General features: G+C 50.5%; 17 protein-coding genes and 3 pseudogenes. 6 read left to right on the top strand and 14 right to left on the bottom strand.

Annotated elements, in window-relative coordinates:
- On the top strand, nt 1–309 hold a 309-nt coding region (tnpA, locus tag G434_RS18555; protein WP_016249735.1), incomplete at its 5' end, for an IS200/IS605-like element IS200C family transposase.
- Nucleotides 310–419: 110 nt separating this feature from the next.
- Here tnpA and sbcB read toward each other — a convergent pair.
- Nucleotides 420–1,847 (bottom strand): exodeoxyribonuclease I, encoded by a 1,428-nt coding sequence (sbcB, locus tag G434_RS18560; RefSeq protein WP_000980556.1) that lies wholly within the window; start codon nt 1,845–1,847, stop codon nt 420–422.
- Between the two features lie 208 nt (nt 1,848–2,055).
- Between sbcB and dacD the strand changes: the two genes are divergently transcribed.
- The 4 genes from dacD to G434_RS18580 all read left to right on the top strand — a co-directional run bounded on the left by dacD (nt 2,056) and on the right by G434_RS18580 (nt 5,571).
- Entirely contained in the window at nt 2,056–3,222 is a 1,167-nt protein-coding gene (gene dacD / locus G434_RS18565) for a serine-type D-Ala-D-Ala carboxypeptidase DacD (RefSeq protein WP_001296209.1), read from the top strand.
- A gap of 118 nt (nt 3,223–3,340) precedes the next feature.
- Nucleotides 3,341–3,814, top strand: coding sequence for a DNA gyrase inhibitor SbmC (gene sbmC, locus G434_RS18570; RefSeq protein WP_001105368.1), 474 nt, complete (start codon nt 3,341–3,343; stop codon nt 3,812–3,814).
- 197 nt (nt 3,815–4,011) lie between these two features.
- Nucleotides 4,012–5,070, top strand: coding sequence for an FUSC family protein (locus G434_RS18575; RefSeq protein WP_001200889.1), 1,059 nt, complete (start codon nt 4,012–4,014; stop codon nt 5,068–5,070).
- Nucleotides 5,071–5,241: 171 nt separating this feature from the next.
- Entirely contained in the window at nt 5,242–5,571 is a 330-nt protein-coding gene (locus G434_RS18580) for a DUF496 family protein (protein ID WP_000450409.1), read from the top strand.
- A 100-nt stretch (nt 5,572–5,671) separates the two neighbouring features.
- On the opposite strand, the gene G434_RS0125020 is transcribed toward G434_RS18580, so the two are convergent.
- The gene (locus G434_RS0125020; RefSeq protein ID WP_001296208.1) at nt 5,672–5,854 is read right to left on the bottom strand and encodes a EutP/PduV family microcompartment system protein; all 183 of its coding nucleotides are present in this window, start codon (nt 5,852–5,854) and stop codon (nt 5,672–5,674) included.
- A 62-nt stretch (nt 5,855–5,916) separates the two neighbouring features.
- Between G434_RS0125020 and G434_RS0125015 the strand changes: the two are divergent.
- Nucleotides 5,917–6,054: pseudogene (locus G434_RS0125015) on the top strand (transposase domain-containing protein); the annotation flags it as partial.
- A 288-nt stretch (nt 6,055–6,342) separates the two neighbouring features.
- On the opposite strand, the pseudogene G434_RS29700 reads toward G434_RS0125015, so the two are convergent.
- From G434_RS29700 to G434_RS0125005, 12 genes and pseudogenes are all read right to left on the bottom strand, one after another.
- Nucleotides 6,343–6,435 (bottom strand): annotated as a pseudogene (locus G434_RS29700) (DUF957 domain-containing protein); the annotation flags it as partial.
- A gap of 33 nt (nt 6,436–6,468) precedes the next feature.
- Nucleotides 6,469–6,663 carry a DUF5983 family protein gene (locus G434_RS18585; protein WP_000988600.1) on the bottom strand — a complete coding sequence of 65 codons (195 nt, stop codon included), beginning with the start codon at nt 6,661–6,663 and terminating at the stop codon, nt 6,469–6,471.
- Entirely contained in the window at nt 6,660–7,034 is a 375-nt protein-coding gene (gene cbtA, locus G434_RS18590; protein WP_000854815.1) for a type IV toxin-antitoxin system cytoskeleton-binding toxin CbtA, read from the bottom strand. Before cbtA ends, G434_RS18585 begins: the two co-directional genes overlap by 4 nt.
- 88 nt (nt 7,035–7,122) lie before the next feature.
- Nucleotides 7,123–7,491 carry a type IV toxin-antitoxin system YeeU family antitoxin gene (locus tag G434_RS18595; protein WP_001280918.1) on the bottom strand — a complete coding sequence of 123 codons (369 nt, stop codon included), beginning with the start codon at nt 7,489–7,491 and terminating at the stop codon, nt 7,123–7,125.
- Between the two features lie 15 nt (nt 7,492–7,506).
- On the bottom strand, nt 7,507–8,151 hold the full coding sequence (locus G434_RS18600) for a hypothetical protein (protein ID WP_000086752.1): 645 nt from the start codon (nt 8,149–8,151) through the stop codon (nt 7,507–7,509).
- Between the two features lie 18 nt (nt 8,152–8,169).
- Nucleotides 8,170–8,391, bottom strand: a complete 222-nt coding sequence (locus tag G434_RS18605; RefSeq protein ID WP_000692345.1) for a DUF987 domain-containing protein — start codon at nt 8,389–8,391, stop codon at nt 8,170–8,172.
- A 62-nt stretch (nt 8,392–8,453) separates the two neighbouring features.
- Nucleotides 8,454–8,930 carry a JAB domain-containing protein gene (locus G434_RS18610; protein ID WP_001186200.1) on the bottom strand — a complete coding sequence of 159 codons (477 nt, stop codon included), beginning with the start codon at nt 8,928–8,930 and terminating at the stop codon, nt 8,454–8,456.
- Between the two features lie 15 nt (nt 8,931–8,945).
- A complete protein-coding gene (locus tag G434_RS18615) occupies nt 8,946–9,419 on the bottom strand; it encodes an antirestriction protein (RefSeq protein WP_001542276.1) in 474 nt (157 codons plus the stop codon).
- A gap of 93 nt (nt 9,420–9,512) precedes the next feature.
- Entirely contained in the window at nt 9,513–9,758 is a 246-nt protein-coding gene (locus G434_RS18620; protein WP_001164966.1) for a hypothetical protein, read from the bottom strand.
- Nucleotides 9,758–10,576 (bottom strand): DUF932 domain-containing protein, encoded by an 819-nt coding sequence (locus G434_RS18625; RefSeq protein WP_001542275.1) that lies wholly within the window; start codon nt 10,574–10,576, stop codon nt 9,758–9,760. The genes G434_RS18620 and G434_RS18625 overlap by 1 nt, the downstream gene beginning before the upstream one ends.
- Nucleotides 10,577–10,796: 220 nt before the next feature.
- Complete coding sequence (locus G434_RS18630; protein ID WP_000846703.1) at nt 10,797–11,207, bottom strand: hypothetical protein; 411 nt, start codon at nt 11,205–11,207, stop codon at nt 10,797–10,799.
- Nucleotides 11,208–11,222: 15 nt separating this feature from the next.
- A pseudogene (locus G434_RS0125005) lies at nt 11,223–11,573 on the bottom strand (hypothetical protein); the annotation flags it as partial.
- Nucleotides 11,574–11,605 lie beyond the last annotated feature (32 nt).

Genomic DNA, 11,605 nt, shown 5'->3' with positions numbered 1-11,605 from the left:
CGGATTCTGGAAGCTGAATGCTGTGCAGATCATATCCATATGCTTGTGGAGATCCCGCCCAAAATGAGCGTATCAGGCTTTATGGGATATCTGAAAGGGAAAAGCAGTCTGATGCCTTACGAGCAGTTTGGTGATTTGAAATTCAAATACAGGAACAGGGAGTTCTGGTGCAGAGGGTATTACGTCGATACGGTGGGTAAGAACACGGCGAAGATACAGGATTACATAAAGCACCAGCTTGAAGAGGATAAAATGGGAGAGCAGTTATCGATTCCCTATCCGGGCAGCCCGTTTACGGGCCGTAAGTAACGAAGTTGGATGCAAATGTCAGATCGTGTGCGCCTGTTAGGGCGCGGCTGGTAAGAGAGCCTTAAAGGCGCATTTGAAAAACCTCCGGCTATGCCGGAGGATATTTATTTTCAGACGATCTCTTCCGCGTACTGCCAAAGCGCTTTTAACAGCGCCACTTTCTCTTTGTCATCGGCATACTGTTGTGCCAGCATCTGCAATTCATCAGCATAGCCCTGCAAAAACTCTGGCGTGAAGACCTGGCGGCGGTGCTCCAGCCAGCGTTGCTGCTCGGCATAATCCAGCGTCCCCGGGAAGTTGCGCGCTCGATAATTGAACAACAGTTTTTCAATTCGTTTATCAACAAAAGTGATATCCAGTGCCGGTAAATTACGCGGCTCGGTTTCCAGCACAATTTTCATTGCTGCACGATCGGCGTCACTGAAAAAGCCATTATAAAGCTGTGCATCCACGTTATCTGAAGGTGTAAACGGTTCGGCTTCCGCGAATATCGCCACCACTTTTTCACGCACTTGCGGATTTTCACGCAGAATTTTTAGGTTATCGAGGCAATGCTGACGATTAATTCCCAGTCGGTCGGCATCTTCCGGGCGTAGCGTATTCGCCTGGGCCAGTACCGGACATTTATTGATATGCACCAGCTTAACCGGAACGGCGGCGTTATCGCCAAGATCGGCTTTTGCGGTATATAAACGCTCGCGCAATGTGTCGCTATCCAGCTCCAGTAATGGCGAAATGTCTCCTGCCAAATCCACCAAAATTACGGCATTGCGATTTTCAGGATGCCACGCCAGCGGTGCCACCCAGCTGGTATTGCCACGCCATGCCCCAAACATTCCGGAAACGTGAACTAGGGGTTTCATCTGCGGAACATCAATCAACGCCATCAGTTTGTGTTTATTACGATGGGTAAAGAGATAATCAAACAGGCGTGGCTGACGCGTTTTTACCAGTTTCGCCATCGCAATAGTGGCGTACACATCAGCCATCGCATCGTGGGCGTTGCTATGTTCAATACCATTCGCTTTGGTTAAATGCTCAAGGCGAAAGCTCGGTAGACCGTCATCATTTTCAGGCCAGTTTATTCCTTCCGGGCGCAGGGCATAACAGGCACGCATAACATCCAGTAAATCCCAGCGCGAGTTATCATGCTGCCAGCTCCAGGCGTAAGGATCGTAGAAATTACGATAAAAAACGTTGCGTGTGACTTCGTCGTCGAAACGCACATTGTTGTAGCCCAGAATACAGGTCTTCGGTACGGTAAAAAGCGAGTGAATACGGGCGGCAAACGCGGCTTCGTTTTCTCCTTTCGCCCGTGCCTCCTGCGGGGTAATACCGGTAATTAATACTGCTCCAGGCTGGGGTAAATAGTCATCCGCGGGCTTGCAGTAAAAGACTTCGGGTTCGCCGATGACATTGAATTCGTTATCAGTGCGAATGGCTGCGAACTGTGCAGGGCGATCTAACGCGGGGTGCGTTCCAAAGGTTTCGTAATCGTGAAACAAAAAGGTAGATTGTTGCTTACCGTCATTCATCATTAGGTTAAATCCGTTATTTCTGCTGTCTGCCAGAGTATCAAATATCACCGTGCTAATCAGCTTTAGCGCGACAATTTGGCAGCGAGTGGCAACAGATCATGTCAGATAAAAATGAGATAGTAGTCACATTTTCTTGCACTTTATTCCAGCCAGTTCATAAGTATTTCCGTAAAAAGAACAGCTATTTGAAACACCTGAGGGTTTGCTGTTGAAACGCCGTCTTATTATTGCTGCTTCTTTGTTCGTTTTTAATTTATCGTCTGGTTTTGCGGCGGAAAACATTCCTTTTTCACCTCAGCCTCCAGAGATTCATGCCGGGTCCTGGGTATTGATGGATTACACCACCGGTCAGATTCTCACCGCGGGTAATGAGCATCAACAGCGCAATCCCGCCAGCCTGACAAAGCTGATGACGGGCTATGTCGTGGATCGCGCTATCGATAGTCATCGCATTACGCCAGACGATATTGTCACCGTGGGGCGTGATGCGTGGGCGAAAGATAATCCGGTGTTTGTCGGTTCTTCACTGATGTTTTTGAAAGAGGGCGATCGCGTATCGGTACGTGATTTAAGCCGTGGTTTAATTGTGGATTCCGGAAATGACGCTTGTGTTGCTCTGGCTGACTATATTGCCGGTGGGCAACGGCAGTTTGTTGAAATGATGAACAACTATGCCGAGAAGCTGCATCTCAAGGATACGCATTTTGAAACAGTGCATGGTCTGGATGCACCTGGCCAGCATAGCTCGGCTTATGATTTAGCCGTGCTTTCTCGCGCTATCATCCACGGCGAGCCCGAGTTTTATCATATGTACAGTGAGAAAAGCCTCACCTGGAACGGTATCACCCAGCAAAACCGTAACGGGTTATTGTGGGATAAAACCATGAATGTTGACGGCCTGAAAACGGGCCATACTTCTGGTGCCGGGTTTAATCTTATTGCTTCGGCTGTAGACGGGCAGCGTCGCCTCATTGCAGTGGTAATGGGGGCTGACAGCGCAAAAGGTCGTGAGGAAGAGGCAAGAAAATTACTGCGTTGGGGGCAACAAAACTTTACTACGGTGCAAATTTTGCACCGTGGGAAAAAGGTCGGTACGGAACGCATCTGGTATGGTGATAAAGAAAATATCGCCCTGGGAACGGAACAAGAGTTCTGGATGGTGCTACCGAAAGCCGAAATTCCACATATCAAAGCCAAATATACCCTTGATGGTAAAGAACTCACCGCGCCAATTAGCGCCCATCAGCGGGTAGGGGAAATTGAACTTTACGACCGTGATAAACAGGTGGCGCACTGGCCGCTGGTTACCCTGGAATCTGTCGGGGAAGGCAGCATGTTTTCCCGCCTGAGTGATTATTTCCACCATAAGGCCTGACCTTTCTTTTGCAGCAGACTGGCAGGAGTGCGAGTCTGCTCGCATAATCAACACTCATTCCTTGTGGTTTTAATATTGCAACTATACTGTATATAAAAACAGTGTTAGTGGAGGCGTCATGAACTACGAGATTAAGCAGGAAGATAAACGTACCGTTGCAGGTTTCCATCTTGTTGGCCCGTGGGAGCAGATGGTAAAGAAAGGTTTTGAGCAGTTGATGATGTGGATAGATAGCAAAAATATTGTGCCGAAGGAGTGGGTTGCTGTCTATTACGACAATCCAGATGAAACACCCGCCGAAAAATTACGCTGCGACACCGTCGTGACGGTACCGAATAACTTTACGCTCCCCGAAAACAGTGAGGGCGTCATTCTGACAGAAATTTCAGGTGGTCAGTATGCGGTGGCGGTGGCTCGTGTAGTCGGTGATGATTTTGCTAAACCCTGGTATCAGTTCTTTAATAGCCTCTTGCAGGACAGTGCTTATGAAATGTTACCAAAGCCCTGCTTCGAGGTTTACTTGAACAATGGCGCGGAAGATGGGTACTGGGATATCGAAATGTATGTTGCGGTGCAGCCAAAACATCACTAATTCATCTCAGGGCGGTGTGTTAACGCGAAGACCACTCTTTTTTTGAAAGCGAAAAGAGTAAGATGCGCCTTTCAAATTTTTCGCTCCTGCCGGGAAATTACACTGTTCCCGGTATGTCCGTCGGATAACTCAGAGGCGCGCCTTCTGGCCGACAGATGTGTTATGAGCGCTTTTCATCTTCATTACGGAGTTTCTGCGTGCGTGCCGATAAGTCATTAAGCCCGTTTGAAATCCGGGTATACCGCCATTACCGCATTGTGCATGGTACTCGGGTCGCGCTGGCATTCCTGCTCACTTTTCTCATTATCCGCCTGTTTACTATCCCGGAAAGCACCTGGCCGCTGGTCACCATGGTGGTGATTATGGGGCCAATCTCGTTCTGGGGGAACGTTGTCCCTCGTGCCTTCGAACGTATTGGCGGTACGGTGTTGGGTTCGATTTTAGGTCTTATCGCTCTGCAACTGGAGTTAATTTCGTTACCGCTGATGTTAGTCTGGTGCGCGGCGGCGATGTTTCTTTGCGGTTGGCTGGCGCTGGGCAAGAAACCGTATCAAGGATTATTGATTGGGGTGACGCTGGCAATTGTTGTGGGTTCCCCGACAGGTGAAATTGATACGGCGTTATGGCGAAGCGGCGATGTGATCCTCGGCTCTTTACTGGCAATGTTGTTTACCGGTATCTGGCCACAACGGGCGTTCATCCACTGGCGCATTCAACTGGCGAAAAGTCTGACCGAGTATAATCGGGTCTATCAATCTGCATTCTCACCGAACTTACTCGAACGCCCACGTCTGGAAAGCCATCTACAAAAACTCCTGACCGATGCCGTGAAAATGCGTGGGCTGATTGCGCCCGCCAGCAAAGAAACCCGTATTCCCAAATCGATATATGAAGGTATCCAGACCATTAATCGCAATCTGGTTTGTATGCTGGAGTTGCAAATCAATGCATACTGGGCCACGCGCCCCAGCCATTTCGTGTTATTGAACGCGCAAAAACTTCGTGATACCCAGCACATGATGCAGCAAATACTGCTGAGCCTTGTTCATGCGCTGTACGAAGGTAATCCGCAGCCGGTTTTTGCCAATACGGAAAAATTGAACGATGCTGTGGAAGAGCTGCGTCAGTTGCTCGATAACCACCATGACCTGAAAGTCTTGGAAACACCAATCTATGGTTATGTGTGGCTGAACATGGAAACGGCACATCAGCTTGAGTTGCTATCGAATCTGATTTGCCGGGCCTTGCGCAAATAATTCCTGAACTTCAGAATCATCTTGCTGCTGCTTCGATTCAGCAAGGATAAAGGGTATGATAGTGAAAAGGGATAAAAGCATTGTCATCTGCGGCAGCTATGAGTAATGTTGGCCCTAACGAATAGCGGTTGCTTAAACGAATCCGACTCTCACATTATCAGGGGTATAAAAATGGAAACTACCAAGCCTTCATTCCAGGACGTACTGGAATTTGTTCGTCTGTTCCGTCGTAAGAACAAACTGCAACGTGAAATTCAGGACGTTGAGAAAAAGATCCGTGACAACCAGAAGCGCGTCCTGTTGCTGGACAACCTGAGCGATTACATCAAGCCAGGGATGAGCGTTGAAGCAATCCAGGGCATCATCGCCAGCATGAAAGGTGACTATGAAGATCGCGTTGACGATTACATCATCAAAAATGCCGAGCTCTCCAAAGAACGCCGCGATATCTCCAAAAAGCTGAAAGCTATGGGCGAAATGAAAAACGGCGAAGCGAAGTAATTCCCGTTTTATTCAATGAGGGTTGCCCGGCAACCCTCATTGCTCATTGATTCTTATCTGTGTATCACCGTCATCATTCTCATCTGAGAACCAATCGAAATTAACAACAGCCTTCTTCTGTATGCAGCAAGGCAAAAAGTTCTGTAACTCCATTGTTATTAACTGCACTGGTTACTAACACGTTGTGCGCTCCAGCTTCCCGTAACCAACTTGTCACCAAAGATATTTGTTCCATGCTGGCTAAATCTGCTTTGGTTACTACTCCAATGACCGGGTGATTCATGGCCCGGTAGGGCGTTTTTACCTCTAATTCCTGCTTCAGCGCTGAGATTCCTGCTTGTTGCCGGAAAAGCAGGCACCTGCCGTCTGAACGGTATCGATCCGGAAGCGTATCTGCGCCATATTCTGAGCATACTGCCGGAATGGCCCTCCAACCGTGTTGACGAACTCCTGCCATGGAACGTAGTTCTCACCAATAAATAAGCGTCAATACGGTGCTCCGTTGACGCTTACTTTAATCCGTTTTCTGAGCTTAGATTTTTCTGTTCCTACCCAGACCGTGGATTTGGAATTCATTTTTTGTCAGGTCAATGCTAATCGTTAAAACGGCCATAACGCACCTCCACTGGAAGGTTTATCAGTAATATCCTACCGTTGCTTCATGGTCGGGGCGTCCATTCCATTATTATCGGTTTTCCTTTCTGTTTATAAATGAAAACGCCAGCTGTATTCAGGCTGGCGTCAGGGGAAATGAAGCCTGTTGAGTGAGATTCACCGGTTCTGGTGCAGAAGCTGCAGATGGCGCAGGGTAAGGACATCTTCTCTTGCCTGCTTAATACAGGACAACAGTGCTGTTTCTGTGGTTAATGGCACTATACCCTGTATCACTGCATTGTCTTACAGCAACTGGTGAGGGCTGGCATAAGTTGCCGGTGTTTCGGTAGAGTCACGGTCATCCACCACGCGGAGTGAATAACCGTTTTCAGCGGCCTTATTAATCAGTTCAGTGATATTAACACCATCAATGTCAACGACAATGTGCCCCATATCCAGCGCCTGTACGTTAACGCTGTCGGCTTCCAGTGTCATCATTTCGCCTCCGGATACTTACCCAGGGTAATGTTATTTACCGTTCTGTAATTGTCGCTGGTCATCAGGCCGGTCGCCCTGCGAGCCCGGAGGATATCGATGCTGTTTATTAACTGAGAGCGGGTACAGGCGCTGAATCCCGGCTGGTCGGTACGCACCAGCGCGTATTTTTCCACGAGAAAGTTCACCGCATCACACAGTGAAATGCCTGCCTCAATATGCTGCTCAATCACACGTTCATCGGCAAACGGTGTGTCATTCAGTGTGAGGCCATAGTGCTGGTCCAGCAGTCGGGACAGCAGTATCTGCCAGATTTCAACAGGAGACGGGCGAGAACTGGCCGCCTGCCCGGGTAATACAGGTAATGTTTTCATACTGAAGATTTTCCTGATATGCAGATATAAAAATGGAAAAGTGGCGTGGTGAAAACACCAGGCCGTAGCAGAAGGCTATTCTGGAGAGTTAATTTTTCATTTCGGGCGTCGGATAAACAGCCAGATAAACGTAACCACAACTGCTGAGGGTATCGGCTTTGCAGGTCAGCCCTTTTGCATACAGCGTGACGGTATGCTGATGGCGGGGATTCAGTTCACCGCTGGTGAGCATGAGTTCCAGTTGTTTCATCAGCAGCGGAAAGGCCTGGTCCAGGTGGTACGCATCTGCATCGCTGAACAGGCCTCTGATACCGGCGCGGTCGGCAAGGTAATGCAACCGGTTACCCTCCTGCACCAGACGTGCCCCGAAACAGGGCGTCACGGTGCAGGGCAGTCCCCACCAGAGGCGGTCGTTATGGTCGTCGGGATAATTTGTCTCATGGAGTTTGTCTGACACGATAAAGTCCTCAGGTCAGCCGGCGCGCAGACCGGCTTCGGTGAAGGTGTATTCGTTGATGAGAAGGGCCTCATCCACAGCGGCATCAGAGGTCAGCCTGTCGTACTCGTTTTCCAGCTGACGGTACAACCAGAAGGCCAGGTCGCGCAGGGCTTCGCTGACAGCGGCTTCCGCATCGGCTGTCATAGCCTGACCAGTCGGACTGTTCCGGGTAACAGTGATATCCATGCTGTACGGATGGCAGTAACGTCCCCGGTGGTGGATTTCAGCCTGCAGTTGCCAGAAGTTACGTTTCTGCACCGCCTGCAGGGCATCCGCGATACGATGGAGTTCATGGTCCTGTGTGGCATACTCCCGGAGCCTTCTGGCTGTTGCTGGCTGCCAGTGCCAGCGTCCTTCAAAACAGGCTCCGTCCCCCTGGCTGCAGAATCCGCTGAACCAGATGCACGCCTCTTCCATAAACCTGCCGTTGCTGAGCCGGAAAACGCGCTGGCGGAGGTCAATTCCGAAAATGCCACAGACCGCCCTGAAGTCCTCATACACGTTTTCATACCAGTTGCTGTCAGCATGATGCTGACGGTACCAGTCGCGGGCTTTTTCCTGTGCGGTGGAGGATAGCTCATGCAGTGTATACACGGTGGTGGTGATAATTCTGCTCATCAGAATGCCCTTACTGACTCAGTTCAGAGTGACGCTCATCAGCCGGACATACGGGCCAAAACTGTCCTTACGGCGTTCAGCAAACACGGCCAGCACACCGGGAATATCCTGCACTTCACGACCGGTATACGCTTCAGCACTGCCGTGCCAGCGGTATTTGCCGGTACAGAACGGAAAAAGACGGGATGCAGGATGCTGACGGTGAATACGCATGGCTTCGCCACGGGTGATGATTTTCATAGTGGGATACCTCTGAAGACAGAAGATAAAAGTGAAAACAGGTGTGATGTGGTTGTGACGGGTTAAAGCAGACCATGTTCGGCAAAGGAGAAAACCTGGCTGCCACCGACTATCAGATGGTCCGGCACCCGGATATCCACCAGGCCCAGTGCCTGTACCAGACGTTCGGTGATAAGCCGGTCTGCCTTACTGGGTGTGACTTCACCGGACGGGTGATTGTGCGCCAGCACCACGGCTGCGGCATTGTGATACAGGGCGCGTTTAATCACTTCCCGGGGATGGACTTCCGTGCGGTTGATGGTGCCGGTGAAGAGGGTTTCACCGGCAATCAGCTGATTCTGGTTATTCAGATACAGCACCCGGAATTCTTCACGCTCCAGTCCCGCCATGTTCAGAATCAGCCATTCCCGTGCCGCACGGGTGGAGGTGAAGGCCACGCCGGGTTCATGAAGATGGCGGTCCAGGGTTTTCAGGGCCCGCTGAATGAGGCTGCGCTCTCTGGTTGTCATTTCTCCGGGCAGAAAGGAAATCTGTTGCATTGTTCCGGCCCCCTTTCAGTCAATAATGCGCATAATGGCGCTGCATTCCGGATGCTGCAGGGCGTAATCCCGCAGACGGTAATAATGAACCGTCATGGCATAACACTCCGTACGGCAGGCGTGATGACTGTACGTCATCAGACAGGCGGCAATGCCGGCGGCTTCCGGGCTCATTTCAGCGCGGTTACCGTTCATGGCATTGAACAGTACCCATGTTTCGTCATCATAGTCATCCGGTTCAGGGGCCATAAATGCCCCGCCGTTGTTCAGGGTGTACAGATTCCAGATACCACCGCAGTAGTTTTCGCACAGACGGTCCATCCAGCCGAAGACACGGGGCTCCAGGGTCACCCACTGTGGAATGAGGCCAAAATGCTGCGGCCAGAAGCTGATGCGCTGTTCATCAGGGACTATGGTGGCAACCAGTTGTTGCAGGCCAGTCTCCGGTGCACAGGCCGAAGAGGTGGTGTTCTGAGACAATGTTTTCATGTATGAAATCCTTGTAATGTGAATAAATGAGAGGGAGTAAAGGTCGGGAGCTGGCAACATCACGTTCATCACTGACCGTGAGACCCGGTAATATCAGGGATGAATGATATTCGGCTGAAATTCCGGACAGCCGTACGCGTAACCGTTCCGGTCACAGACGGATGGCCAGATGCCATTGCCTGTACTCAGTCTGCACAGACTGATTTCTCCGGGACGGTAAAGCAGACGGGTACACCAGGCGCACAGGTCATCATCAGAAATGGAACGACACCCCGGCAGCGCCTCCGGGGCGTCGGGTGATTCTGGTGCCTGAATCACGCCTTCAGGGACATGCTGCATCAGCGCAGGCTCTCCAGCAGCGTTTCTGCCATTACCCACAATGCGCGGTTGAGCTTAATATCGGTGTCGATGCTGTGAATGGCACGGGTGTGGATACGTTTTCCTTTTGCACTGCGACCGGAAATCCCGCCTTTCAGCATATTCTCCTGGATGGTCTGATAAGTACTCCACAGGTCCTTACCGTAATCCTCCCGGCGTCGTGGCGTCAGAATGTCGGCGGTGGTGACGGGCCGATGTTCGTCACCATAACGGTAAGTCAGTGCCGCCTGTGCCAGCGCCTGGCGTGCCGGTGGCGGCAGAATCAGCGACTGCATGGCATCACGCTTCTCCTCTATCCGGTCAAACACGCCCACCACCTCGTAAGCCCCTTCAATGACTCTGTCCACCACATTTCCCCGGTGCGGAACACGCACTTCCCCCAGAGACTGACCACAGACGCATCCGTTCTGGCAGACGAACCTGAAGTAACCCGGCAGCATCTGGTAGCTGGAGGTACCGTCATGAGAGTTGAGCAGAATAATTTCAGGGACATGTTCTCCGTTTATCTCTCCGTTACGGCGCAGACGCAGCATGTGTTTGGTGTATTCCCGGCGGTCCGGGTCACGTACGCGGGTCTGGCAGGCGAAGAATGGATGAAAGCCTTCCCGCTGCAGGCTTTCCAGTACGGTGATGGTGGGGATGTACGTATAGCGTTCACTGCAGGAGGTATGCCGGTCTTCACCGAAAATACCCGGTACATGGTGCATCAGTTCTTCGTGTGTCAGCGGACGGTCACGGCGTATCTGGTTTACATAACCAAAACGACTGGTTAATCGCATGATTTGCTCCTTATCGGTGGTTAAGATTTACTGGTGTAATAAATGAAAAAAGCCACGTCTCCCGGAGAAGACGCGGCCTGACGGGTGAAATGAATGAGGTTTATTGTCTGAGAAGCCTTTCACTGGCGAGCCACGCATTAAGCGGCTTTCCGGCAACAATGGCTGGGGCTGTATTTACCTTTGATATTAATAATGTGCAGAGAAACGCATGGTTTACTCCTCAGGTTTTAAGTTTGTCCAGAGCCACAACGACAGGTTTTCCGGATGTGTCGATGACTCCTACCGTCGGTACGCCATTTTTGATTTCGAAGAACGGTTTGTTGCTACCTGAGCACAGCTGGTTGTCTTTGTATTCGAGCATCTGTTCTTTCCCGGTTTTCAGGTTAAGTACCGAGACAGTGTAGTCGTAACACCAGGCACCACCACGTTCAAGCACGAAAACATAGCTGTTATCTTTATAGTTGAACGGATTCTTCGTCTGGCAATTCATACCGTCAATCTCAGTACAGGAAAACGCCTCTGTAGTATTAACGTATTTGATGTTGTTTGGCAGTTTTACTTGTTTCGCCGCAGCGAAGACAGAGAACAGAATAGTTACAGCAACGAGTAAAGTTTTGATAAAAGTTTTCATGACAGACTCCTTAAATTAGTTAACCGCAGCTACGTAGTTTTTCACCAGATACGCGAATTCATGCACGCCAATTTCGCCGAACCAAACCAGGTAGGCCGGGTCATCTAAACCAAAGTAGCGGTAGCCAACGACTTCATGGGTTTTTGGGTTATAGAGTGTTACGATAAAGTCCCAGCCGCAGGTATTGGCTTTGCAACCGTCGCCCTGGAGCCAGACTGTACCGTTAATGGTTACTGGCGTTACGTTTCCGCCAGGGCCATCCATATACCCGCCTTTACCGAACATGCCGCTCAGTCCGACCGGTTTTAATGCTTTGTCAAGCGCAGCTTTGTAGGCAGCGTCACCTTCGTACAACTCGTACGTTGCGTATTACCGTGAAGGAGATCGGTGAGTAACAT

The organism is Escherichia sp. KTE172, from assembly GCF_000408845.1.
GTDB lineage: Bacteria > Pseudomonadota > Gammaproteobacteria > Enterobacterales > Enterobacteriaceae > Escherichia > Escherichia coli.
This window is presented reverse-complemented; position numbering and strand designations above follow the sequence as displayed.

Bases quoted from the DNA above. Each gene is read 5' to 3' on its own strand.
- G434_RS18615 (WP_001542276.1), bottom strand. From the start codon at position 9,419: ATGAAAACATTGTCTCAGAACACCACCTCTTCGGCCTGTGCACCGGAG.
- G434_RS18585 (WP_000988600.1), bottom strand. From the start codon at position 6,663: ATGATGACACTGGAAGCCGACAGCGTTAACGTACAGGCGCTGGATATG.
- G434_RS18610 (WP_001186200.1), bottom strand. From the start codon at position 8,930: ATGCAACAGATTTCCTTTCTGCCCGGAGAAATGACAACCAGAGAGCGC.
- G434_RS18630 (WP_000846703.1), bottom strand. From the start codon at position 11,207: ATGAAAACTTTTATCAAAACTTTACTCGTTGCTGTAACTATTCTGTTC.
- G434_RS18600 (WP_000086752.1), bottom strand. From the start codon at position 8,151: ATGAGCAGAATTATCACCACCACCGTGTATACACTGCATGAGCTATCC.
- cbtA (WP_000854815.1), bottom strand. From the start codon at position 7,034: ATGAAAACATTACCTGTATTACCCGGGCAGGCGGCCAGTTCTCGCCCG.
- G434_RS0125020 (WP_001296208.1), bottom strand. From the start codon at position 5,854: ATGAATCACCCGGTCATTGGAGTAGTAACCAAAGCAGATTTAGCCAGC.
- G434_RS18625 (WP_001542275.1), bottom strand. From the start codon at position 10,576: ATGCGATTAACCAGTCGTTTTGGTTATGTAAACCAGATACGCCGTGAC.
- sbcB (WP_000980556.1), bottom strand. From the start codon at position 1,847: ATGATGAATGACGGTAAGCAACAATCTACCTTTTTGTTTCACGATTAC.
- G434_RS18605 (WP_000692345.1), bottom strand. From the start codon at position 8,391: ATGAAAATCATCACCCGTGGCGAAGCCATGCGTATTCACCGTCAGCAT.
- G434_RS18620 (WP_001164966.1), bottom strand. From the start codon at position 9,758: ATGCAGCATGTCCCTGAAGGCGTGATTCAGGCACCAGAATCACCCGAC.
- sbmC (WP_001105368.1), top strand. From the start codon at position 3,341: ATGAACTACGAGATTAAGCAGGAAGATAAACGTACCGTTGCAGGTTTC.
- G434_RS18580 (WP_000450409.1), top strand. From the start codon at position 5,242: ATGGAAACTACCAAGCCTTCATTCCAGGACGTACTGGAATTTGTTCGT.